The following is a 23,167-nucleotide window of genomic DNA, read 5'->3' as shown; positions in this document are numbered from 1 at the left end:
CTGCCCAGAATCGCGCCACTTTCCAGCTTCGCGCCAGGCCGCACCATGCATCTCCTCCCCGTCCTTCCACGCGCGCATCGCGCCGCCGCCGCCTGCGCCGCGCTGGCCTGCGCCATGGCCTTCGCGCAGCCGGCAACGCCCCTCGCGCCCAAGCCGCCGGAGCCCGCCACGCTGGCCGCCAACGCCGAGTTCGCGAAGACGCTGCCCTTCGCCGACCGCCGCGATTTCGAGGACGCGATGCGCGGCTTCATCGGCACCGTGCCCGACGCGCTGGTGCCCGGCGCCGGCGAGCGCCCGGCCTGGAGCATGAAGCCCTACGGCTTCCTGCAGGCCGACGCGCCGGCCGACAGCGTCAACCCGAGCCTGTGGCGCCAGGCGCAGCTCAATGCGATCCACGGGCTGTTCCGCGTGACCGATCGGGTCTACCAGGTGCGCGGCTTCGACATCGCGAACATGACCATCGTCGAGGGCGACAGCACGCTGATCGTGATCGACCCGCTGCTCGCCGCCGAGACCGCGCGCGCCGCGCTCGCGCTGTACTACCAGCACCGGCCGCGCAAGCCGGTCGGCACCGTGGTCTACACGCACGGCCATGCCGACCACTTCGGCGGCGTCAAGGGCGTGGTCGACGAGGCCGACGTGGCGGCCGGCAAGGTGCAGGTGATCGCGCCCTCGGGCTTCATGGAGACCGCGGTGGCCGAGAACATCCTCGCGGGCAACGCGATCAGCCGGCGCTCGCAGTACCAGTTCGGCTCGCTGCTGCCGCCGGGCGTGCGCGGCCAGGTCGACACCGGGCTGGGCAAGGCGCTGGCGCGCGGCACCGTCACGCTGATCGCGCCCACCGCCACCATCGACAAGCCGACCGAGGAGCGCACCATCGACGGCGTGCAGTTTGTGTTCCAGCTCGTGCCGGGCTCGGAAGCGCCGTCCGAGATGCTCATGTACCTGCCGCAGTTCCGCGTGCTCAACATGGCCGAGGACGTGACGCACACCATGCACAACCTCTACACCATCCGCGGCGCCGAGGTGCGCGACGGCAGCCTGTGGTCGAAGTACATCGACCAGGCGCGCGTGGCCTTCGGCGACAGGACCGATGTGCTGATCGCCCAGCACCACTGGCCCACCACGGGGCGCGAGCGCATCGTCGAGCTGCTGAAGAAGCAGCGCGACATGTACAAGTTCATCAACGACCAGTCGCTGCGCCTGCTCAACCACGGCTACACCGCGGCCGACATCGCCGAAACCCTGCGCATGCCCGCGAGCCTCGAACAGGAATGGTCGGCGCGCGGCTACTACGGCACCCTGCGGCACAACGCGAAGGCGGTCTACCAGAAGTACCTGGGCTGGCACGACGCCGATCCCGCCAACCTGAATCCGCTGCCACCCGTGGCCCAGGCCCGCAAGACGGTCGAGTACATGGGCGGCGCCGAGGCGGTGATCGCGCGCGCCCGCGGCGATTTCGCCAGGGGCGAGTACCGCTGGGTCGCGAGCGCGATGAGCCAGGTGGTCTATGCCGATCCCTCGAACCGCGCGGCGCGCGAGCTCGGCGCCGACGCGCTCGAGCAGCTGGGCTACCAGTCGGAGGCCGGCACCTGGCGCAGCGCCTACCTGGTGGGCGCGATGGAGCTGCGCAACGGCGTGCCGAAGATCCCGTCGGGCGGCACCGCCAACGCCGACACGCTCAAGGCCGTGAGCAACGACCTGTTCTTCGACTACCTCGGCGTGCGCCTCGATGCCGCGAAGGCCGAGGGCAAGCGGCTGGTCATCGACTGGAACTTCACGGATTCGAAGCAGCAGTTCGTGCTGACGCTCGAGAACTCGGCCCTGACCCACATCGCCGGGCGGCAGCCGGATGCCGACGCCACGGTGACGCTGAGCCGCGCCACGCTCGACGCCGTGACGCTGAAGCAGACCAGCTTTCCGGCCGCGGTGCTGGCCGGCCAGGTGCGCATCGAGGGCGACCGCGCGAAGCTGGCCGAGCTGATGGCGATGCTCGACAGCTTCGAGCCGATGTTTCCGGTGGTGGAGCCGCGGCCCTGATCGCTAGTCGCGCGACCATTGCAGGCAGGCATCGACGGGCACGCGCGAGGTCCTGTAGCCGTTCGCCGGATCGTCCGCATTGGCGTGGCCGAAGGAGATGCCGCACACGACCTGCTGGTCGACGGGCAGGCCGAAATGCGCGCGGATCGCCGCGGCGTGCCGCGCCAGCGCGGCCTGCGCGATGGCCGCGACGCCGTGTGCCTCGGCCGCCAGCAGGAAGTTCGCGACCCAGCCGCCGGCGTCGACCAGCGCATAGGGCCCGAGCTCAGCCGGCACCGTGACGACCAGCACATGGGGCGCGCCGAAGAAGTCGAAGTTGCGCAGCGCCTGGATCGCCGAGGCGTCGCGGTCGCCGCGGCGCACGCCGACGGCGTCGTAGAGCTGCAGGCCGGCTTCGCGGCGCCGCTCGAGGTGCACGCCGCGGTACTCGGCGGGAAAGGGAAAGTCGCTGGCCGGCGGCTGCGCGCGCGCCGCGGCCTGCATGGCCGCGCGGAAGCGCTCGGTGCCCGCGCCGCGCGTCACGACGATGCGCCAGGGCTGCGTGTTGCACCACGAGGCCGTGTGGCGCGCGGTCTCGAACAGGCGCTCGATGGTGGCGTCGGGCAGCGCCTCGCCCAGGAAGGCCCGGCAGCTGCGGCGGCGCGACGCCAGCTGCGCGAGGGTCCGGGCTTCGGATGCGCTCAACGCCTCCTCACTCCGCCTGGATGCCCGCGTCCTTGATGCGCGTGCCCCAGGCCGCTTCCTGCTCGACCATGAAGCGCGCGAACTCCTCGGGCGGCGCGGGATAGGGCTCGAGGCCCAGCGCCGCGAAGCGTTCCTTGATCGCGGGCTTGTTGAGCGACTTGACGACTTCGGCGCTGAGCTTCGCGACGATGTCCGGCGGTATGCCGGCCGGCCCCATCAGTCCGCCCCAGGCGATGTACGAGAAGCCCGGAAAGGTCTCGCCCAGCGCCGGCAGGCCCGGCATCAGGACCGAGCCCTTGTCGGCCATCATGGCCAGCGGCCGCACCTTGCCGTCCTTGACCAGCCCCTGCGACGACGCCAGGTCCACGAACATGAAGTCGAACTGGCCGCCCACCAGGTCGACCAGCGCCGGCGGCGTGCTGCGGTAGGGCACCGCGATCGCCGAGAACTTGCCGACGTTCATCAGGTGGGCGCCCGCCACCTGGCCGGTGGCGTTGCCGTAGCCCATGGTGTTCTTCGCGCCGCCGCGCACGGTCTTGAGGAAGTCGGCGACGTTGGTCACGGGCGAGGTGCCATTGACCACCAGCACGAACGGGAAGTTGGTGGTGCGCGCGATCGCGGTGAAGTCCTTGATCGGCGCGTAGTTGAGCTTCTTGTAGAGCCAGGGATTGGCCGAGTGGGCCGAGCTCGTGCCGAGCAGCAGGGTGTAGCCGTCGGGCGCGGCCTTGCTCACGGCCTCGGCGGCGATCGAGCCGTTGGCGCCGGGCTTGTTGTCGATCACGATCGGGGCGCCGAGTCCCTTGTGCACGTCCTCCATGAGCACGCGCGTCATCACGTCGGTGCCGCTGCCCGCGGCGAAGGGCACGACGACGCGGATCGGCTTGGCCGGATAGGGCTGGGCCGAGGCCGCGGCACAGGCCAGGGCGAGCGCGCCCGCGGCGAGCGCCTTCGCCAGGAAGGAATCCAGAATCTGCATGCGTGTCTCCTGTGCCGCTGAGGGCTTGTTGTGGGTCCGGTCGGTCGATGCGTGGCGTGCGTGCCGTGTGTCTCAGTAGGACTTGGGCAGCCCCAGCACCTTCTCCGCGATGAAGCACAGCACCAGCTCGGGGCTGATCGGCGCGATGCGCGGATCATGATCTCGCGCAGGTAGCGCTCCACGTGGTATTCCTTCGCGTAGCCGAAGCCGCCGTGCGTCATCACCGCCTGCTGGCAGGCATTGAAGCCGGCCTCGCCGGCCAGGTACTTGGCGGCGTTCGCGGCCGCGCCGCAGGGCAGTCCGCTGTCGTACTGCCAGGCCGCCTGCATCACCATGAGCCAGGCCGCCTCGAGCTCGATCCAGTTGCGGGCCAGCGGATGCTGGATGCCCTGGTTCTGGCCGATCGGGCGGTTGAAGACCACGCGCTCGTTGGCATAGGCGGTGGCGCGCTCGAGCGCGAGCTGGCCCAGGCCGACCGCCTCGGCGGCGATCAGCACGCGCTCGGGGTTCATGCCGTGCAGGATGTATTCGAAGCCGCGGCCTTCCTCGCCGATGCGGTCCTCCACCGGGATCTCGAAATCCTCGATGAACAGCTCGTTCGAGTCGACGCACTTGCGGCCCATCTTCTCGATCTCGCGCACCTCGATGCGGCTGCGGTCGAGGTCGGTATAGAACAGCGTGAGCCCGTGCGTGGGCTTCTCGACCTCCTCCAGCGGCGTGGTGCGCGCGAGCAGCAGCACCTTCTGCGCGACCTGGGCGGTCGAGATCCAGACCTTGCTGCCGTTGACCACGTAGCGGTCGCCGCGGCGCTGTGCGCGCGTGCGCAGCTGGGTGGTGTTGAGGCCGGTGTTCGGCTCGGTCACGGCGAAGCAGGTCTTGACCTCGCCGCGCGCCATCGGCGGCAGCATGCGCTGCTTCTGGGCTTCGCTGCCGAACACGACCACGGGGTTGAGCCCGAACACGTTGATGTGCACCGCCGAGGCGCCCGACATCCCGGCGCCCGAGCGCGAGATGGTCTGCATCATCACGGCCGCATCCGCGATCGAGAGCCCCGAGCCGCCGTATTGCTCGGGAATGCAGATGCCCAGCCAGCCGTCCTTGGCCAGGCTGTCGGCGAACGCCGTGGGGAAGCCGCCTTCCCGGTCGCGTTCGAGCCAGTAGGCATCGTCGAAACGGCGGCAGATCTTCTGGATGGAATCGCGGATGGATTCCTGTTCGGCGCTGAGCTGGAAATTCATGGACGGGCGACAGGTTGAAAACCCAATCATTCATCTATGTGTTCAATATTGACATGAGGGAGAACACCTAGACTGATCGCCGATGGAGATGCTCTTCCTCTGGGGGGCGAGCAAAAACTCGAACTCAAAAGAGCTTGTCGATTCAGGAAAAGCGTTTCATGAGCTTGGCGATATTGTTCATGTATGTGTACTATTCGTACACGACAAAGAACAATCCTCAGGAGACGCATGACAGTTCCCCCACGCCCGCGCCGCTCGCGGGCTTCCGCATCGTCGACATGAGCACGGTGCTCATGGGCCCGGTCGCGACCCAGGTGCTGGGCGACTACGGCGCCGACGTCATCAAGGTCGAGCCGCCCGAGGGCGACGTGATGCGCCACGCCGGCATGGCGCGCACGCCGCGCATGGGGGCGATGTACCTGGCGAACGGCCGCAACAAGCGCAGCATCGTGCTGGACATCAAGCAGCCGGCCGCGAAGGAGGCGCTGTTCGCGCTCTGCCGCTCGGCCGACGTGTTCATCCACAACGTGCGTCCGGCCGCGATGCAGCGCGCCGGGCTCGGCTACGAGGACCTGCGCGCGATCAATCCGTCGATCGTGTACGTCGCGCTCGTGGGCTACAGCGAGCACGGCCCCTATGCCAACCAGCCGGCCTTCGACGACATCATCCAGGCCGGCGCCGGCGTGTCGGGCCTGTTCGTGCGCGCGGGCCTGGACGAGCCGGTGTTCGTGCCGATGACCGTCGCCGATCGCGTGACCGGGCTGACCGCGGCGCACGCCACGCTGGCCGCGCTGCTGATGCGCGAGCGCACCGGCATCGGCCAGGCGATCGAGGTGCCGATGTTCGAGACGCTGGTGCAGACCGTGCTCGGCGACCATCTCAACGGGCAGGCCTTCGAGCCGCCGATCGGCGAGTCGGGCTACAGCCGCCTGCTCACGCCGCACCGCCGGCCCTACAGGACGCTCGACGGCTACATCGCCGCCACGCCCTACAACGACAAGCAGTTCCGGGCCTTCTACGCCGCGATCGGCCGCGCCGACGAGATCGACAGCAATCCGCTTTTGGGCAGCCAGAGCGCGCGCGCCAGCAACTACCACGCGACCTACGCGCAGCTCGCCGAGATCATCGCCACCCGCAGCACCGACGAGTGGCTCGCGCTGTGCCGCGCGCACGAGGTGCCGTGCGCGCGCGTCAATTCGATCGACGACCTGCTGGTCGATCCGCACCTCGAGGCGGTGGGCTTCTTCGAGCGCGGCGAGCATCCGTCCGAAGGCCGCATCGTGCAGATGCGGCCCAGCACGCGCTGGAGCAGCGCCGACGTCTCGATCCGGCGGCATGCGCCGCGCATCGGTGAACAGAGCGTCGAGCTGCTGGCCGAGGCCGGCTTCGATGCCGAGCGCATCGACGCGATGCTGGCCGAAGGCAGCACGGTCGATGGCCGCCCCGGACCGCGCGACTGAGATCCGTTTTCCTCTTCCGCTTCCACCCACGCACAGGACCCACCATGGCAGGCCTCTACTTCGAGCAGTTCGAGATCGGACACATCTTCCAGCACGCGACCACGCGCACCGTCACCGAAACCGACAACCTGCTGGCGACCGTGCTCAGCATGAATCCGCAGCCGCTGCACCTGGACGTCGAGTTCGCGGCCAAGACCGAGTTCGGCCGGCCGCTGGTCAACAGCACCTTCACGCTGGCGCTGGTCATCGGCCTGTCGGTCAGCGAGACCACGCTGGGCACCACCATCGGCAACCTCGGCATGCGCGAGGTCACGTTCCCGAAGCCGGTGTTCGCGGGCGACACGCTGCGCATCGAGACCACGGTCAAGAGCAAGCGCGTGTCGAAGTCGCGGCCCGACGCGGGCATCGTCGACTTCGAGCATCGCGGCTACAACCAGCGCGGCGAGATCGTCTGCGTCTGCCAGCGCGCCGCCTTCATGCGCCGACAGCCCGAGCCGGCCCTCGCATGACGGGCGGGTCGTCGCCGGTCGATGCGCGCGACTTCGACCTGCGCGGCCTGCTGCGCGCGGACGACTGGATCGTCTGCGGCCAGGCCGCGGCCGAGCCGCTGACGCTGACGCGGCGGCTGATGGCGGACGACGGCACGGCGTTGCCTTCGACGGTGTTCCTCGGCACCACCCTGTCGACGAGCTTCGACGGCCCGGTGCCGCAAGGCATGCGCTTCGTCTCGTACGGCGCGATGGCGCGCACCTGCCGGCCTGGCCGACCGCGGCCTGCTCGAGGTGCTGCCCGAGCGCTATGCCTTGCTGGCCGGGTTGTTCGCCGAGGGCACGCTGCGCGCCGACGTGGTGCTGCTGCAGGTGGCGCCGGGCGGAGCGCACCGGCCGCCGAGCCTGGGCCTGGCCAACGACTACACGCTGGCCGCCGCGCGGCGCGCGCGCGTGGTGATCGCGGAGGTGAGTCCGGCCGTGCCCTGGACCCATGGCGCGGCGCTGCCGGGCGACCTGCGCGTCGATCACTGGGTCGCGGCCGACGGCCCGCCGGTCGAGCTGGCGCCGGCGCGTTCCGGGCCGGTGGAGCAGGCGATCGCGCGCCACGTCGCGGCCGCCATCCCCGAGGGCGCCACGCTGCAGACCGGCATCGGCAGCCTGCCCGATGCCGCGCTGGCCGAACTCGGCGGGCACCGCGATCTGGGCATCGATTCGGGCGTGCTCGGCGATGCCGGCGCGCGGCTCGTGCGCGCGGGCGCGGCGAACAACAGCCGCAAGGGCATCGACGCCGGCATCTCGGTGACCAACACCGTGATCGGCAGCGCCGAGCTCTATCGCTGGGTCGACGACAACCGGGCCGTCGAGGTGCGCCCCGCCTGCTACACGCACGCGGCTGAAGTCATGGCGCGGCTGCACCGCCTGTGCGCGATCAATGGCGCGCTCGAGGTCGACCTCTCGGGCCAGGTCAACTGCGAGGCCATCGGCGGGCGCCAGCGCGGCGGCGTCGGCGGCCTGCTGGATTTCGCGCGCGCCGCGCGGCAGTCGCCGGGCGGGCGCGCCATCACGGTGCTGCCGGCCACCGCCGACGGCGGACGGCGCAGCCGCATCGTGCTCGACCTCGCGGGCAACCCCGCCACCATCGGCCGCGCGGACGTGGACCTGGTCGTCACCGAATTCGGCGCCGCCGACCTGCGCCACGCCACGCTGGACCAGCGGGCCGAGCGGCTGATCGCGATCGCCGCGCCCGAATTCCGCGAAACGCTGGCGCGCGGCTGGCGCGCATCCATCGGGGGGAGAAGGGCATGGCACTGACGCAGGGACCGCTCGCGGGCATTCGCGTGCTCGAGTTCGCGGGCATCGGCCCGGGGCCGCTGTGCGGCATGCTGCTCGCGGACATGGGTGCCGAGGTGCTGCTGGTCGAGCGCAGGGAGGCGGTCGACATCGGGCTGCCGCGGCCGCGGCGCTTCGAGCTGCCGCACCGCGGCAAGCACTCGATCGCGATCGACCTCAAGGCGCCGGAGGGCGTGGCGCTCGCGGCCGATCTCGCCGGCGCGGCCGACGTGCTGGTCGAGGGCTTCCGGCCCGGCACGATGGAGCGGCTGGGGCTCGGCCCCGAGCCCTGCCTGGCGCGCCAGCCGGCGCTGGTCTATGGCCGCATGACCGGCTACGGGCAGCATGGCCCGATGAGCCGCGCCGCGGGCCACGACCTCAACTACATCGCGCTGGCCGGCGCGCTCCATGCCATGGGCCGGGCCGGGCAGGCGCCGACGCCGCCGCTGAACCTGGTCGGCGACTATGCGGGCGGGGCGCTGAACCTGGCCTTCGGCATCGCCTGCGCGCTGGTCGAGCGCGGCCGCTCGGGCCGCGGCCAGGTCATCGATGCCTCGATGGTCGAAGGCGCGGCCCTGCTCATGACCTCGTTCTTCGGCCTCTATGCAGCCGGCATGCACGCGGCGCCGCGCGGCTGCAACCTGCTCGATTCGGGCGCGCCGTTCTACGAGGTCTACCGCTGCGCGGACGGCGCCTGGGTCGCGTTCGCCGCGATCGAGCGCAAGTTCCGCGCGGTGTTCGCCGAACGCGCCGGCCTCGCGCCCGATGCGCTCGCGGGGCTCGACGATCCTGCCACCTGGCCCGCGGCCAAGGCCATGCTCGGCGCGCTGTTCGCGCGGCCGCACGCAGGCCGACTGGTGCGCGCTGTTCGAGGACTGCGATGCCTGCGTCACGCCCGTGCTGTCGCACGAGCAGGCGGTGGCGCATCCGCACAACCGGGCGCGCGCGAGCTTCGTGCGGGTCGACGGCGTCGCGCAGCCCGCGCCGGCGCCGCGGCTGTCGCGCACGCCGGGCGCGATCCAGCGCCCGCCACCCGAAACCGGCGCGGGCGGCCTGGCCGTCGCGCGCGCCTGGGGCATCGGTGGCGACCGGCTCGATGGCCTCCTGCAGGCCGGCGCGGTCGCCGGCGCCCTCGATTCCCAATCCCAAGAGATGCCCTGATGCGATCCTTCCTCTTCGTGCCCGCGGACAGCCCGCGCAAGATCGACAAGTCGTTCACGAGCGCGGCCGACGCGCTGATCCTCGACCTCGAGGACGCGGTGGCGCCGCAACGCAAGAACGAGGCCCGGCGGCTGGCGCGCGAGGCCCTGGGCCGTGAGCGGGGCGGGCGTCGGGTGTTCGTGCGCGTCAATGCCTTCGACACCGGCCTCACGCTCGCCGACCTCGGCGCCGTGATGCCCGGCGGGCCCGATGGCGTGGTGCTGCCGAAGTGCGCGGGGCGCGAGGACATCGTCCGCCTCGACCACGTGCTCGACGGCATGGAGGCGGCCCTCGGGCTGCCGCCGGGCCGCACCTCGATCATCGCCGTGGCGACCGAGACGCCGGCCGCCGTGCTGGGGCTCGCCGGCTATGCGGGAAGCAGCGCGCGGCTGTGCGGCCTGATGTGGGGCGCCGAGGACCTGGCGGGCGCGCTGGGCGCATCGTCGAACCGCACGGACGGGCGCTACCGCGCGCCGTTCGAGCTCGCGCGCAACCTGTGCCTGCTCGGCGCCGCGGCCGCCGAGGTGATGGCCATCGACGCGGTCTATACCGACTTCGCCGATGCCGAGGGCCTGCGCGCCGAGGCCTCGGCCGCGCGCATCGACGGCTTTCGCGCCAAGGCGGCGATCCATCCGGGACCAGTGCGCCATCGTCAACGCGGCCTTCGAGCCGTCGCAGGCCGAGCGCCACTGGGCCCGCGCCGTGCTGGACGCGCTCGCCGCCACGCCCGCGGGCGTGGCGAGCCTCGACGGCCGGATGATCGACCGGCCGCACGAGGTGCAGGCGCGCCGCATCCTGGGCCTGGCCGCTCCGGGCGGGCCGGTGGGCTCCGGCTAGACTTCCCGCCGGTACCGAGCCTCACTCCGTCGTCAGTCAGAAGGAAATTTTCATCCGTGGATGTCAAGCAGGTCGTCAACGCCCTGGAGCTGATCGAGTTCTTCGCGACGCATCGACGGCCGGCCACGCTGGCCGAGATCTCGAAGCACTTCGGCTGGCCGCGCTCGAGCACCTTCAACCTGCTGGGCACGCTGGCCAATCGCGGCTACCTCTACGAGCCGCGCGCGCGCGAAGGCGTCTATCCCTCGCCGCGCTGGCAGCAGCTGATCGATGCGATCGAACGCGCCGCGCCGCTGCCGCCGAGCCTGCGCACGCTGCTGGAGGCGCTGTCGAAACGCACCCAGGAGACGGCCGTGCTCGGCGCCATCAGCGGCGGCCAGGCGCTGTTCATCGACGCGGTCGAGTCGCCGCATGCCGTGCGCTATTCGGCCGCGCCCGGCAAGCTGGTGCCGCTGCACGTCACCGCCACCGGCCGCGCGCTGCTGTCGCAGCTGTCCGACGCCGACCGCGCCACCGTCCTGCGCAAGGCCGTGTTCGAGCGCTACACGCCGACCACGCTGATGAGCGTGGAGGCGGTCGAGATCGAGATCGCGCGCTCGATCCAGCGCGGATGGTTCGAGGGCGCCGCGGAGTTCACGGCCGACCTCGGCGGCGTGGCGCTGCCGCTGCAGGTGGGGCAGCGCCAGTTCGCGCTGCTGGTGGGCGGTCCGATGTTCAGGATCCAGCCGCGCCGTGAAGAGCTCGCGCGCATCATGCGCGAGGAGATCGCGGCGCACCTGCCCGACGCCGGTCTTCAGCCGAAGAACCAGTAGCAGACCGCGATCGCCGCGACCACGCCCGCCAGCTCGGCCAGCAGCGCGCAGGCCACCGTGTGCCGCGCGCGCTGGATGCCGACCGCGCCGAAGTACACGGCCAGCACGTAGAAGGTGGTCTCGGTGCTGCCCTGGATGGTGGCGGCCGCGAGCGCGGGGAAGCTGTCGACGCCCTGGCTCTTCATGGTCTCGATCAGCATCGCGCGCGCCGCGCTGCCCGAGAAGGGCTTGACCAGCGCGGTGGGCAGGGCGTCGACGAAGCGCGCGTCGAAGCCGCCCGCATGCACCAGCCAGCGCACGCCCTCGAGCGCGAGGTCGAGCGCGCCCGAGGCGCGCAGCACGCCGATCGCGCACAGCATCGCCACCAGGTAGGGCAGCAGGTTCTTCGCGATGTCGAAGCCTTCCTTGGCGCCCTCGATGAAGCATTCGTAGACCTTCACGCGTTTCAGCGCGCCGGCCAGCAGGAAGGCGACGAGCACGCCGAACAGCGTGAGGTTGCCCAGCAGCGAGGAGAGCGCGGCGATGGCCGCGGCCGAGAGCGTGCCCAGCAGGGCCATGAAGCCGCCGAGCAGCAGCGCGCCGGGCAGCAGGTAGGCCAGCACCACCGGGTCCCACAGCCTGAGCCGCTGCACCGCGGCCACCGACAGCAGCCCGACCAGCGTGGAGGCGCTGGTGGCCAGCAGGATCGGCAGGAACACCAGCGTGGGATCGGCCGCGCCCTGCTGCGCGCGGTACATGAAGATGGTGACCGGCAGCAGCGTGAGCGAGGAGGCGTTGAGCACCAGGAACAGGATCTGCGCGTTGGTGGCCGTGACCGGGTCGGGGTTGAGCCGCTGCAGCTCGCGCATCGCCTTCAGGCCGATCGGCGTGGCGGCGTTGTCCAGGCCCAGCGCGTTGGCCGCGAAGTTCATGGTGATCAGGCCCAGCGCCGGATGGCCGGCCGGCACGCCGGGCATCAGCCGGCGGAACAGCGGGCCGAGCATGCGCGCGAGCCAGGCCACGAGGCCGGCCGCCTCGGCGATGCGCAGGAAGCCCAGCCACAGCGTGAGGGTGCCGAACAGCAGCACCATGACCTCGACCGCGAGCTTCGCCATCGCGAACAGGCTCTCGACCAGCGCCGCGAAGACGGCCGGGTCGCCGCCGAACAGCCAGCGGCCGAAGGCGGCCAGCGCCGCCACCAGAAAGAAACCCAGCCACAAGCCGTTGAGCACTCTTTTCCGACCCCTTTTTCTTAGCCTTCTCTTACCCTCGCACGCGCCCGTGGCGCCGCGTCGATCATAGGGGTGACGTTCGTCACCGCCGCGAGCTACATTTCGAGCCATGCCCGCCACCCCGCTTCGCCGCCGCCTTGCCGTGCTCGCCCTGTGCGCCGCGGCCGCATGGATCTCGGGCTGCGCGAGCCTGCCGCCGCCGCCGCCCGACAAGCCGCCGACCCTGGCCTTCACCGACGTGAGGCAGACCGAGCTGGGCCAGCTCGCGTACAAGGACGCGCCGGGCGGCAGCGAAACCCCGCTGTCGGGCTTCCGGCTGCTGCCCGAGGCGGCCTTCGCCTTCGACGCGCGCATCTCGCTGGCGCGCCACGCCGAGAAGTCGCTCGACGTCCAGTACTACCTGATCGAGAACGACGACGTCGGCCTGCTGTTCCTCAAGGAGCTGCGCGAGGCGGCCGCGCGCGGCGTGCGCGTGCGCCTGCTGGTCGACGACCTCTACACCGGCGGCGCGGACGAGGTCTTCAGCACCTTCTCGGCCTTCCCGAACGTGGAGGTGCGGCTGTTCAACCCGCTGCCCTCGCGCTCGAGCTCGCTGGCCACGCGGCTGGCGCTGTCGATCACCGACTTCGGCCGCATCAACCACCGCATGCACAACAAGCTGCTGATCGCCGACAACAGCTTCGCGGTCTCGGGCGGGCGCAACATCGCCAACGAGTACTTCATGCGCAGCACCGCGGCGAACTTCATCGACATGGACGTGATTTCCTGCGGCCCGGTGGTGCGCCAGATGTCGGACGGCTTCGACCGCTACTGGAACAGCCCGCACGTGCGCCCGATCGAGAACATCGCGCCGCTGGCGATGACGCCCGAGGCGGCGCAGCGCCGCTTCGACGAGATCGCGCGCACGGCGGTGCCCGACGTGCCGATCCGCCCGCGCGACATCCTCGACAAGTCGCCCGTGGGCGAGCAGTTGATCACCGGCAAGCTCGACCGCTACTGGGCGCCGTTCACGCTGTTCGTGGACGACCCCGAGAAGATCACGCGCAAGCCCGAGCAGGCCTACCGCGGCAGCGTGACCGAGGGCGCGCTCGGCGTCATCGACTCGGCGCAGCACGACGTGAAGATCGCCTCGCCCTACTTCATCCCGGGCGCGCGCGGCATGGCGCAGATGAAGAAGAACATCGCCTCGGGCGCGCGCATCACGGTGATCACCAATTCGCTGGGCGCCACCGACGAGCCGCTGGCCTACGCGGGCTACGAGCGCTACCGCGCCGACATGCTGAAGATCGGCGTCAACATCTTCGAGATCGCGCCGCTGCTCAGCGGGCGCTCGGGCCAGTTCGGCGACTTCGGCAAGACCATCAGCCGGCTGCACGCCAAGCTCGCGATCGTGGACGACGAGCGCTTCTTCGTCGGCTCGATGAACCTCGACCACCGCTCGGCCGCGGTCAACACCGAGATGGGGCTGGTGATCGACAGCCCCGACATGGTCAACGACTACGACCGGCTGATGCGCACCACCGCGCGCGTCAACATCGGCTACCGCCTGCGGCTGGGGCCCGACGGCCGCCGCGTCCAGTGGCTCGAGTACGACGACGCGGGCGGCGACATCGTCCACGAGGACGAGCCCGGCGAGTTCATCTGGCTGCGCTTCAAGAACTGGCTGCTGCTGCCGATCGTAGGCGAAGAGCTGCTCTGAAACGCCTCGGCGCGCAGGCAGAATCCCCGGCTGCGGGCTCGCGCCGGGTGCTACCACCGGGTAATAATTACGTTTAAAGTCCCTGGCGCCTTCCGCCCCGGGCCGATCCTTGCCGGATCGTCGCGGCGGCGATGCCCTGTCCCGCCTCTTCTTTCGAAAGCTTCACGGATGGACCTGACCGACGCGACCGATGCCGCCCCCGTCGACGACCTCGACGCCACCTTCGACCTGGCGCCGGTCTCGCTCTGGATCGAGGACTACAGCGCGCTGCGGCGCATGCTCGACGGCTGGCGCGCGCAGGGCGTGACCGACCTCGTCGCCTTCCTGGCCGAGGACCCGCAGCGCGTGCGCGACTGCATGGCCTCGCTGAAGGTGCTGCGCGTGAACCGCCACACGCTCGAGCTGTTCGCGGCCGAGAGCGAGGCCCATCTGCTCGGTTCGCTCGACAGCGTGTTCCGAGGCGACATGTCGGCGACCGTGGTGCACGAACTCGACCAGCTCTGGCGCGGCCAGATGCGCTTCGAGAGCGAGACCGTGAACTACGCGCTCGACGGCCGCCGGCTCGACGTGCGGGTGCGCGCGCGCGTGCTGCCGGGCCACGAGGCGCACTGGGACCGCGTGCTGGTCGCGCTCGACGACGTGACCGAGCGCGTGGCCGCGCAGCGCCGGCAGGCCGAGAGCGAGCGCTACGCGCGCAGCCTGTTCGACCACTCGCCGGTGTCGCTGTGGGTGGAGGACTTCAGCGCGGTGCGCGGCCTGCTCGACAACCTGCGCGCGCGCGGCATCACCGACTTCACCACCTTCCTCAAGGTGCATCCCGAGTTCGTGACCCGCTGCATGCAGGAAATCCGCGTCATCGACGTGAACCACGAGACCCTGCGCATGTTCGGCGCGCCCGACCTGCGCACCCTGCTGGGCAGCCTGTCGCGCATCTTCCGCGACGAGATGCGCGAATCCTTCGCCGAGCAGCTCAACGACCTGTGGAACCACAAGACGCTGCAGCAGCGCGAGGTGATCAACTACGCGCTGTCGGGCGAGATGCTCAACATCCACATGCAGTTCGCGGTGCAGGAGGACCGGCTCGACAGCTGGGATCTGGTGCTGGTCTCGCTGGTCGACATCACCGCGCGCAAGAAGGCCGAGGCCTACCTCGAGTACCTGGGCAAGCACGACGTGCTCACGCAGCTGTGCAACCGCACCTTCTATACCGAGGAGCTCAATCGTCTGGCGCGCAAGGGGCCGTGGCCGGTGTCGATCGTGGCGATCGACCTCAACGGCCTGAAGCAACTCAACGACCAGGAAGGCCACGCCGCCGGCGACACCATGCTGCGCCGCATGGGCGAGGTGCTCGACAAGGCGGTCGACACGCCGTCCTGGCCCGCGCGCATCGGCGGCGACGAGTTCGCGGTGCTGATGCCGCAGACCGACGAGCGCGGGGCCGAGGCGATGCGCGAGCGCATCCTCGCGCTGCTGGAGCTCAACAACCAGTTCCATGCCGGTCAGAGCGGCCATGCGCTGAGCCTGGCGATCGGGCTGGCGACCTGCCACGCGGGCGATTCGCTCGAGGCCGCGCTGCAGCGCGCCGACCGGGCGATGTACGCCGACAAGGCGCTGCACTACAAGGACAGCCCGCACGAGCGCCGCGGCGGCTGAGACCGCGACGGAATTCCTAGACCGGTTGGTAATTCCGCACGCGGGGTGTATGCAAGACGACGCGCGAGACTAGAATTTCGCCATGACCGTCCCGACCGCCAAGCCCTCGTTCAAGGAGCAGATGCTGGCTGCGCGGGAAGAGGCCATCGTGCAGACCGCCAACCGGCTGCTGGCCCAGAAGGGCTTCGAATCGATGACGGTCGACGAGGTCGCGGCCTCCGTGGGCATCGCCAAGGCCAGCCTCTACAAGCATTTCCCGAGCAAGGAAGACCTGGCGGCCGCCGCCATGGTGCGGCTGATGCAGCGCACGCTCGACCTGCTCGCGTCGCTGCCGGCCGACGAGCCGCCGATCGGCAAGCTGCGCGCCACGGTGCGCTGGGCGCTCGAGCTGCAGCTCGCGGGCGAGATGCCCTCGCTGCCGCACCAGAACTCCAGCCTGCGCGCGACCCTGCTGGGCAACCGCGGCTACATCGACCGCTTGGTGACCATCAGCGACACCCTCGGCGGCTGGATCCAGGCGGCCCAGGCCGACGGCTCGATGAATCCGAAGCTGCCCGCGATCGGCGTGCTCTACACGCTCTATGCGCGCGGCTGCGATCCGGTGCTGGGTTTCCTGCAGGGCGGCGGGCAGCACAGCGACGCGCAGATCGTCGAGCTGGTGCTCTCGACCTGCTTCGACGGGCTGGCCGCGCGCTGAAGCGCGGCGCTGGCTAGAGCCAGTTGCCGGTGCCCTGCGGCATCTGGATCGTGGTGGCCGGATCGCTGCCGCCGACGAAGGCGCCGATCAGGATGCTCAAGATCGAGACGAACAGGCTCGCGAACAGCGCGGTCCAGAAGCCCGAGACCCGGAAGCCGCGCACCAGCGCCGCCACCAGCAGGATCATCAGCGCGTTGATCACCAGCAGGAACAGGCCGAAGGTCACCAGCGTGAGCGGCAGGGTCAGCACGATCAGCAGCGGCTTCACGACCGCGTTCGCCAGGCCCAGCAGCAGCGCCGAGATGACCAACGCTCCGGTGCTCTCGAAAGTCAGGCCCTTGAAGATGTGGCTCGCTATCCAGAGCGAGAGCGCGGTGATGGCCCAGTGGATGAGGAAGGGAGCGAGGTTGTCGAGCATGCGCGGGCGGCCGGGGCCGAAGGGCGGTGGTTGGAGGAGAAGTGCGGGCCATCATATCGACGGCCCGCCGCCGCGGATTCAGCGGATCTCGATCAGCAGCTCGGGCCGGAAGCCCTCCTGCTCGCCCTTGCTGCGGTAGCCCAGCGGATTGGCGACCACGCGGCAGCCGTCCTTCACGTAGTCGAAGGCGCAGTGCAGATGGCCGTGCAGCCAGAGGCTGGCTTGCGGCAGCAGCTCGTCGAGCGAATTGCAGAAGCCCGCCGTGCCGGGCGTGAGCCCGTAGCGCGGATCGGCGCTGGCCAGCGAGGGCGCGAAATGGGTGATGGCGACCGTCGGTGCCGTCGAAGGGCTGGGCCAGCGCCTCGCGCAGCCAGGCCTGGCAGGTGAGCCCTTGCTCTCGCAATTCGGCCGACAGGAAGGGCACGCCGTTGCGCCGCGAGGACATCTTCCCGAGATAGAAGTCGGCCGCGCGCATCGCCTTGCCGCGCTTCTTGAGCGCCTCGGCGAGGCCGTCGGTGGGCGTCACGAGCGCGTCGAAATCGGCCCACAGCGTGGTGCCGATGAAGCGGATGCCGTCGATCACCAGCGTTTCGCGCTCGAGCCAGAGGATGCCGAGCTCCTCGCACAGCGCGCGCAGCCGGGCGTGGGTCTCGTCGAAATCGAGGTTGTCGTACTCGTGGTTGCCCGGCACGTAGATCACGGGCGTCGGCCAGCCCTTCCTGGGCGAAAAGCGGCCGAGGCCGAAGTCGGGCTCCTCCAGGCGCGAGCCTTCCTGGTAGGAGCCCACGTCGCCCGCGAGCACGAGCAGGTCGGCGCCCGGCACGGGCTCGGCGTGGAAGCGCGGATGGGATTCGAGATGCAGGTCCGACAGCAGCTGCAGTTTCATCAGGGTTTCTATCTAGGTGGATCAGCCTATGCGCATCGCGCATACATCTGGCATTTTTTAACTAGGGTTAACCCCTAATCTATGGGGCATCAACCACTGCAGCGCAGCCAAGAGCCGCGCACCATCATGTTCAGCCTCATTGCCCAAGTGGCACGTTTCTTCCGTTCCTCCGCCAATTCTGCGCCGGCCAGCCACGCCGCGACGCTGATGGAAAGCGCCGATGTGCGCGCGGGCCTCGACGCCCACCACGCGCAGGAACTGCGCGGCGCGGCGGCCGCCTGGCTGCGCGTCGTTCGCTGACCCGCGAACGATTCCAACGCCGGGCGTTTCAGCCCGGCACCTGCTGCCCGAGTATCGAGCCCGCGAAAGCGGCCGCCGCCGAGCGCAGCAGCGATTGCCGCAACCATTCGTGCGAGTGGGCGTGCTGGGCGCGCCGGTGCCAGATGGCATCCACGTGCACCGGCGGCTGGTCGAAGGGCAGGTCGCGCAGCACGAGCTGGTCGCCGATGCCGGTGACCGTCACGAAATGGCGCGGCAGCACGGTCAGCAGATCGGTGGTCGCGACCACCTGGCCGGCCGTGAAGAACTGGTTCACCGTGACCACGATGCGCCGCTCGCGCCCGAGCGCGCCCAGCGTCTGGTCGATGAAGCCGTAGGGCCGGCCCGAGAAACTCACCAGCAGGTGCCGCGCGGCGCAGTAGTCGTCGAGCGTGAGCGGCTGCTCGGCCAGCGGATGGCCGCGGCGCATCACGCATACATATTGGCCCAGGTACAGCCGCTGGGTCTCGAAGGGCACGCCCACGCCCGACTGGCCGCGCGCCGCCAGGCTCGCGATCACGGCCGGGAAGTAGCCGATCGCCATGTCGACCTCCTCGTGCTCGAGCATGCGGCGCGGGTCGCGCGTGGTCAGCGGCAGCACCCGCATCGAAATGCCCGGCGCCTCGGTCTCGGCGATCCGCACCAGGCCCGGCATCAGCTCGGCCGCGGTGGCATCGGCCATCGCCAGCAGGAAGGTGGTGTCGGCGGTGCCGGCATCGAACTCGCCCGGCGCCAGCGTGTGCTGCAGCTGGCGCAGCGCGTCGCGCACCGTGGGCCATAGCGCCAGCGCGCGCGGCGTGGGCTCCACGCCGGCACCGGCGCGGCGCACCAGCTCGTCGCCCAGCACCTCGCGCAGCCGCCGCAGCGCGTTGCTCACGGCCGGCTGCGTGATCGACAGGTTGCGCGCGGCGCGCGTGAGGTTGCGCTCCGCCATCACCTCGTCGAAGACGCGAAGCAGGTTGAGGTCGAGTGTGCGGAAATTGACGTCCATCAGTCTTGTGAATGATAAACATCAGAAAGATAAAGTGGAAACTTACTAGGGCAAACCCTAATATCGAGGCATCGGAAATAGAAACACGCCTTGGAGGGCACCATGACCAGCTTTGTACACGTCGACCAACCCACCGTCCACCCCGGCGTCCAGCGCGCCGAAGTCCTGTTCGGCCACCTGAAGGCCGCACGCGGCGGCAGCAACGCCCGTCCGCTGATCCTGCTGCTGATCGTCGCCATCGTCTCGGCCGTGCTCGTGGTGGCCGACACCATCGTCAGCCACTGGGACGAAGGCGCGCTGCTCGCGGCCTGGGCCCTGGTCTGCGCCGGCGCCTTCGCGGTGATCGCGCTGTTCGCCGGTTCGCTGGCCAACGGTGCCAACAAGCTGGGCGCCACCTGGCTGGCCGCTTCGCGTCGCCGTGCCGCGGCCCGCGCCGACGCCCGCTTCCTCGAAACCGCGCACAGCGACCCGCGCGTGATGGCCGAACTGCAGGCCGCCGTCTGGCGCCAGCAGTCGGAAGGCACGGCGAGCGTGGCCGACGCGGCCCGGATCGACGCGCTGGCTGGCGCGGCCGCCCGTACGCAATCGGCTCGCATGCCCACGCTGTACGAAGCGATGCGCCGCATGAACAGCTCGCGCTACTACTGATCGGCGATCGCGCCCACGAAAAAGCCGCCCTCGGGCGGCTTTTTCGCGTCTGGAGCGCACCCCTCGCGGGGCGCGTTCACCTCAGGCCGCGAGGCGCTGCTCGATCGCCGCCTTGGTCGCGGGCAGCTCCTTCGGCAGGTGATGGGCCAGTTGCTCGAACAGCTCGTCGTGCAGCTTGAGTTCGGCCTGCCAGGCGGCCTTGTCGATGCTGGTGACGGTGGCGAACTGCTCGGCGCTGAAGTCCAGGCCGGTCCAGTTGAGGTCCTCGTAGCGCGGGCTCACGCCGGTGATGTGGTCGACGCCGTCGGCCTTGCCTTCGATGCGGTCGATCATCCACTTGAGCACGCGCATGTTCTCGCCGTAGCCGGGCCAGACGAACTTGCCGTCGGCGCCCTTGCGGAACCAGTTGGTGGTGTAGATGCGCGGCAGCGTGGCGCCCGAGGCCTGCAGCTTCTTGCCCAGGTCGAGCCAGTGCTGGAAGTAGTCGCTCATGTTGTAGCCCATGAACGGCAGCATCGCGAACGGATCGCGGCGCACCACGCCCTGCTGGCCGGCGGCCGCGGCGGTGGTTTCCGAGCCCATGGTCGCGGCCATGTAGACGCCCTCGACCCAGTTGCGGGCCTCGGTCACCAGCGGCACGGTGGTCGAGCGGCGGCCGCCGAAGATGAAGGCGTCGATCTTCACGCCCTTCGGATCGTCCCAGGCGTCGTCGAGCGCGGGGTTGTTGGTGGCGGCCACGGTGAAGCGCGCGTTCGGATGGGCGGCCTTGGCGCCGGTTTCCTTGGCGATCTGCGGCGTCCAGTCCTTGCCCTGCCAGTCGATGCAATGCGCGGGGGCGTCGCCCATGCCTTCCCACCAGACGTCCCCGTCGTCGGTCAGCGCCACGTTCGTGAAGATCACGTCGCGGTCGAGGCTGGCCATGCAGTTCGGGTTGGTCAGGTCGTTGGTGCCCGGGGCCACGCCGAAGTAGCCGGCCTCGGGGTTGATGGCGCGCAGCGTGCCGTCGGCCTGGGGCTTGATCCAGGCGATGTCGTCGCCGATGGTCGTGACCTTCCAGCCGTCGAAGCCGGCCGGCGGGATCAGCATCGCGAAGTTGGTCTTGCCGCAGGCGCTCGGGAAGGCGGCGGCCACGTGGTGCTTCTTGCCCGCGGGGCTGGTCACGCCCAGGATCAGCATGTGCTCGGCGAGCCAGCCTTCGTCGCGGCCCATGTTCGAGGCGATGCGCAGCGCGAAGCACTTCTTGCCCAGCAGCGCGTTGCCGCCGTAGCCCGAACCGAAGCTCCAGATCTCGCGCGTCTCGGGGTAGTGGACGATGTACTTGGTCTTGTTGCAGGGCCAGGCGACGTCCTTCTGGCCGGCCTCGAGCGGCGCGCCCACGGTGTGCACGCAGGGCACGAACTCGCCGTCGGCGCCCAGCACCTCGTACACGGCCTTGCCCATGCGCGTCATGATCTTCATGTTGACCGCGACGTAGGGGCTGTCGGACAGCTCGATGCCGATGTGCGCGATCGGCGAGCCCAGCGGGCCCATGCTGAAGGGCACGACGTACATCGTGCGACCCTTCATGCAGCCGTCAAAAAGCGGCTGCAGAGTGGCACGCATCTCGGCCGGGGCCATCCAGTTGTTGGTGGGGCCGGCGTCTTCCTTGTTGGCGGAGCAGATGTAGGTGCGGTCCTCGACGCGCGCCACGTCGCTCGGGTCGGAGGAGGCGAGGAACGAGTTCGGGCGCTTGGCGGGATTGAGCTTCTGGAAGGTGCCGGCGTCCACCAGCTGCTGGCAGAGGCGGTCGTACTCTTCGTTGCTGCCGTCGCACCAGTAGATGGATTCGGGTTTGCACAGCGCGGCCATGTCGGCCACCCAGGCAATCAGCTTGGCGTTCTTGACGTAGGCGGGCGCCTGAATGCCAAGGCCCTTCGTGGGTGCGTTCATCGGAAATCTCCTAAGTTGAAAAATCGTCTTTCCGAACGGTGCGCCACGCCGCAAAGGCGTGGAGGTCCGTTTGAGAAAACGTTTCGGCTCGGGAGAGGAGGATGCGTCAGCGCGGGCCGCACGACCCGCGGACGAGAGCGCAAATGCCTGTCAGGCGAGGAAGACGGCGATCGATGCGAGCAGCAGCATCAGCACGCCGCCAGCGATCGGCAGCACGATCGGCATCAGGTGAACGATCGACTCGACCGTGTCTTGCTCGACGGCAGCGCCGTGCGCGGGCTCGACAGGAGTGGGGTGGGACATCGGGAATACCTCTGATACTTTGAATGACACGAACTGGTGGCATTTTACCGGTGGGGTGCATGCGCGCGGTCTAGGGGGTTGCGAGACCCCTGGAACCAGACGTAACCGGACGGCCGGGCCAGGGTCAGTGCTGCTCCTGCGCCTCGAAGCCCGCCGTGGCCAGCGCTTCCAGCACGCTGGCCAGGTGTTCGCGGCCGCGGGTCTGCAGCACCAGCTCGATGTCGACGTTCTGCGCCGCCAGCATGGTGAAGGCGCGCTGGTGGTGGACCTCGTCGACGTTAGCGCCCGCTTCGGCCACGGTGGCCGTGATCTGGGCCAGCGAGCCCGGCACGTCGCGTGCGCTGACGCGCACCCGCGCGAGCCGGCCGGCGCGCACCATGCCGCGCTCGATGATGGCCGCGAGCAGCAGCGGATCGATGTTGCCGCCCGACAGCACCAGGCCCACGCGCTTGCCCTTGAAGCGTTCGGGGTGGCGGATCAGCGCGGCCAGCCCGGCGGCGCCGGCGCCTTCGACCAGCGTCTTCTCGATCTCGAGCAGCATCAGCACGCCCTGCTCGATGTCGCCTTCGTCCACCAGCACCAGGTCGTCGACATGGCGCGCGATGATCTCGCGCGTCAGCACGCCCGGCGTGCCGACCGCGATGCCCTCGGCGATGGTGCTCTTGCCCTGCGGATGCTGCGTGCCCTGGACCGCGTTGACCATGGCCGGGAAGCGCGTGGTCTGCACGCCCACGATCTCGATGCCGGGCTTGAGCGCGCGCGCGGCCACCGCCATGCCCGCGATCAGTCCGCCGCCGCCGACCGACACCACCAGGGTGTCGAGCTCGGGCTCGGCCGCGAGCATCTCGAGCGCCACCGTGCCCTGGCCGGCGATGATGGCCTCGTCGTCGTAGGGATGCACGAAGGCCAGGCCCTCGCGCTGCGCGAGTTCGACCGCATGGGCGCGCGCCGCGTCGAGCGTGTCGCCGTACAGCACCACTTCGGCGCCGAAGCCGCGCGTGCGCTCGATCTTCACGCCGGGCGTGAAGCGCGGCATCACGATCAGCGCGCGCAGCCCGAGCCGCTGCGCGTGATAGGCCACGCCCTGCGCATGGTTGCCGGCCGACATCGCGATCACGCCGCGGGTGCCGCTCTCCGACAGGTCGACCAGCTTGTTGCAGGCGCCGCGTTCCTTGAACGAGGAGGTGAACTGCAGGTTCTCGAACTTGAGGAACACCTGCGCGCCCACGATCTCCGAGAGCGTGCGCGATTCCACGCAGGGCGTGTCGAGCACCTGTCCCGAAAGGCGTGCCGCGGCACGGCGTATTTCTTCGATTTCGACCATGGCGCGCATTGTGGACGGAATCG

Annotated in this window: 18 protein-coding genes and 3 pseudogenes; 11 read left to right on the top strand and 10 right to left on the bottom strand. The window is 69.9% G+C overall.

The genetic code is table 11. The features are described 5' to 3' along the window. The first annotated feature begins 45 nt into the window (after positions 1-45). Entirely contained in the window at positions 46-2,040 is a 1,995-nt protein-coding gene (locus ACHMXE_RS42740) for an alkyl/aryl-sulfatase (RefSeq protein WP_395349451.1), read from the top strand. A gap of 3 nt (positions 2,041-2,043) precedes the next feature. Here ACHMXE_RS42740 and ACHMXE_RS42735 read toward each other — a convergent pair whose 3' ends face one another. The 3 genes and pseudogenes from ACHMXE_RS42735 to ACHMXE_RS42725 form a co-directional block, all read right to left on the bottom strand. Beyond that, complete coding sequence (locus tag ACHMXE_RS42735) at positions 2,044-2,724, bottom strand: nitroreductase family protein (RefSeq protein WP_395349450.1); 681 nt, start codon at positions 2,722-2,724, stop codon at positions 2,044-2,046. Between the two features lie 7 nt (positions 2,725-2,731). Beyond that, complete coding sequence (locus ACHMXE_RS42730; protein WP_395349449.1) at positions 2,732-3,700, bottom strand: Bug family tripartite tricarboxylate transporter substrate binding protein; 969 nt, start codon at positions 3,698-3,700, stop codon at positions 2,732-2,734. A gap of 72 nt (positions 3,701-3,772) precedes the next feature. After that, a pseudogene (locus tag ACHMXE_RS42725) lies at positions 3,773-4,938 on the bottom strand (acyl-CoA dehydrogenase family protein). A gap of 158 nt (positions 4,939-5,096) precedes the next feature. Between ACHMXE_RS42725 and ACHMXE_RS42720 the strand changes: the two are divergent. The 5 genes and pseudogenes from ACHMXE_RS42720 to ACHMXE_RS42700 all read left to right on the top strand — a co-directional run bounded on the left by ACHMXE_RS42720 (position 5,097) and on the right by ACHMXE_RS42700 (position 11,067). Then, the gene (locus ACHMXE_RS42720; RefSeq protein ID WP_395349448.1) at positions 5,097-6,398 is read left to right on the top strand and encodes a CaiB/BaiF CoA transferase family protein; all 1,302 of its coding nucleotides are present in this window, start codon (positions 5,097-5,099) and stop codon (positions 6,396-6,398) included. Between the two features lie 44 nt (positions 6,399-6,442). Further along, positions 6,443-6,907, top strand: a complete 465-nt coding sequence (locus tag ACHMXE_RS42715; RefSeq protein ID WP_203203631.1) for a MaoC family dehydratase — start codon at positions 6,443-6,445, stop codon at positions 6,905-6,907. A gap of 273 nt (positions 6,908-7,180) precedes the next feature. After that, the gene (locus ACHMXE_RS42710) at positions 7,181-8,200 is read left to right on the top strand and encodes an acetyl-CoA hydrolase/transferase family protein (RefSeq protein ID WP_395349446.1); all 1,020 of its coding nucleotides are present in this window, start codon (positions 7,181-7,183) and stop codon (positions 8,198-8,200) included. Further along, a pseudogene (locus ACHMXE_RS42705) lies at positions 8,191-9,379 on the top strand (CaiB/BaiF CoA transferase family protein). Before ACHMXE_RS42710 ends, ACHMXE_RS42705 begins: the two are co-directional and overlap by 10 nt. Then, positions 9,379-11,067 carry an aldolase/citrate lyase family protein gene (locus ACHMXE_RS42700; RefSeq protein ID WP_395349445.1) on the top strand — a complete coding sequence of 563 codons (1,689 nt, stop codon included), beginning with the start codon at positions 9,379-9,381 and terminating at the stop codon, positions 11,065-11,067. Before ACHMXE_RS42705 ends, ACHMXE_RS42700 begins: the two are co-directional and overlap by 1 nt. Here ACHMXE_RS42700 and ACHMXE_RS42695 read toward each other — a convergent pair. Continuing rightward, the gene (locus tag ACHMXE_RS42695) at positions 11,049-12,278 is read right to left on the bottom strand and encodes a nucleoside recognition domain-containing protein (protein ID WP_203203636.1); all 1,230 of its coding nucleotides are present in this window, start codon (positions 12,276-12,278) and stop codon (positions 11,049-11,051) included. The genes ACHMXE_RS42700 and ACHMXE_RS42695 overlap by 19 nt on opposite strands. A gap of 109 nt (positions 12,279-12,387) precedes the next feature. Between ACHMXE_RS42695 and ACHMXE_RS42690 the strand changes: the two genes are divergently transcribed. The 3 genes from ACHMXE_RS42690 to ACHMXE_RS42680 all read left to right on the top strand — a co-directional run bounded on the left by ACHMXE_RS42690 (position 12,388) and on the right by ACHMXE_RS42680 (position 16,327). Beyond that, complete coding sequence (locus ACHMXE_RS42690; protein WP_395349444.1) at positions 12,388-13,977, top strand: phospholipase D family protein; 1,590 nt, start codon at positions 12,388-12,390, stop codon at positions 13,975-13,977. 168 nt (positions 13,978-14,145) lie between these two features. Continuing rightward, entirely contained in the window at positions 14,146-15,630 is a 1,485-nt protein-coding gene (locus tag ACHMXE_RS42685) for a diguanylate cyclase domain-containing protein (RefSeq protein WP_203203638.1), read from the top strand. 82 nt (positions 15,631-15,712) lie between these two features. Next, positions 15,713-16,327 carry a TetR/AcrR family transcriptional regulator gene (locus tag ACHMXE_RS42680; RefSeq protein ID WP_281080998.1) on the top strand — a complete coding sequence of 205 codons (615 nt, stop codon included), beginning with the start codon at positions 15,713-15,715 and terminating at the stop codon, positions 16,325-16,327. 13 nt (positions 16,328-16,340) lie between these two features. Here the strand turns inward: ACHMXE_RS42680 and ACHMXE_RS42675 are convergent, their stop codons facing one another. Together ACHMXE_RS42675 and ACHMXE_RS42670 are read right to left on the bottom strand one after the other, a co-directional pair. Further along, positions 16,341-16,745: a phage holin family protein gene (locus tag ACHMXE_RS42675; RefSeq protein ID WP_057592392.1), complete on the bottom strand. Its 405-nt coding sequence runs from the start codon at positions 16,743-16,745 to the stop codon at positions 16,341-16,343. Positions 16,746-16,823: 78 nt separating this feature from the next. After that, positions 16,824-17,631 (bottom strand): annotated as a pseudogene (locus tag ACHMXE_RS42670) (metallophosphoesterase). Positions 17,632-17,757: 126 nt separating this feature from the next. Here ACHMXE_RS42670 and ACHMXE_RS42665 point away from each other — a divergent pair. Then, positions 17,758-17,931: a hypothetical protein gene (locus tag ACHMXE_RS42665; protein ID WP_203203640.1), complete on the top strand. Its 174-nt coding sequence runs from the start codon at positions 17,758-17,760 to the stop codon at positions 17,929-17,931. 28 nt (positions 17,932-17,959) lie between these two features. On the opposite strand, the gene ACHMXE_RS42660 is transcribed toward ACHMXE_RS42665, so the two are convergent. Next, positions 17,960-18,940, bottom strand: a complete 981-nt coding sequence (locus tag ACHMXE_RS42660; RefSeq protein ID WP_203203641.1) for a LysR family transcriptional regulator — start codon at positions 18,938-18,940, stop codon at positions 17,960-17,962. Between the two features lie 102 nt (positions 18,941-19,042). On the opposite strand from ACHMXE_RS42660, the gene ACHMXE_RS42655 reads away from it, so the two are divergent. Next, complete coding sequence (locus ACHMXE_RS42655; protein ID WP_395349442.1) at positions 19,043-19,588, top strand: hypothetical protein; 546 nt, start codon at positions 19,043-19,045, stop codon at positions 19,586-19,588. Positions 19,589-19,669: 81 nt separating this feature from the next. Here the strand turns inward: ACHMXE_RS42655 and ACHMXE_RS42650 are convergent, their stop codons facing one another. The 3 genes from ACHMXE_RS42650 to ACHMXE_RS42640 all read right to left on the bottom strand — a co-directional run bounded on the left by ACHMXE_RS42650 (position 19,670) and on the right by ACHMXE_RS42640 (position 23,144). Further along, positions 19,670-21,517: a phosphoenolpyruvate carboxykinase (GTP) gene (locus tag ACHMXE_RS42650; RefSeq protein WP_057592396.1), complete on the bottom strand. Its 1,848-nt coding sequence runs from the start codon at positions 21,515-21,517 to the stop codon at positions 19,670-19,672. Between the two features lie 150 nt (positions 21,518-21,667). Next, positions 21,668-21,820 carry a hypothetical protein gene (locus tag ACHMXE_RS42645; RefSeq protein WP_172705419.1) on the bottom strand — a complete coding sequence of 51 codons (153 nt, stop codon included), beginning with the start codon at positions 21,818-21,820 and terminating at the stop codon, positions 21,668-21,670. A 124-nt stretch (positions 21,821-21,944) separates the two neighbouring features. Beyond that, positions 21,945-23,144 (bottom strand): threonine ammonia-lyase, encoded by a 1,200-nt coding sequence (locus ACHMXE_RS42640; RefSeq protein WP_203203643.1) that lies wholly within the window; start codon positions 23,142-23,144, stop codon positions 21,945-21,947. Positions 23,145-23,167: the final 23 nt, after the last annotated feature.

This window comes from Variovorax sp. UC122_21 (assembly GCF_044056785.1).
In the GTDB taxonomy this organism is placed as follows: Bacteria; Pseudomonadota; Gammaproteobacteria; order Burkholderiales; family Burkholderiaceae_C; genus Variovorax.
Note: the sequence above shows the minus strand (reverse complement) of the source record. Positions and strands in the feature narration are given on the sequence as shown.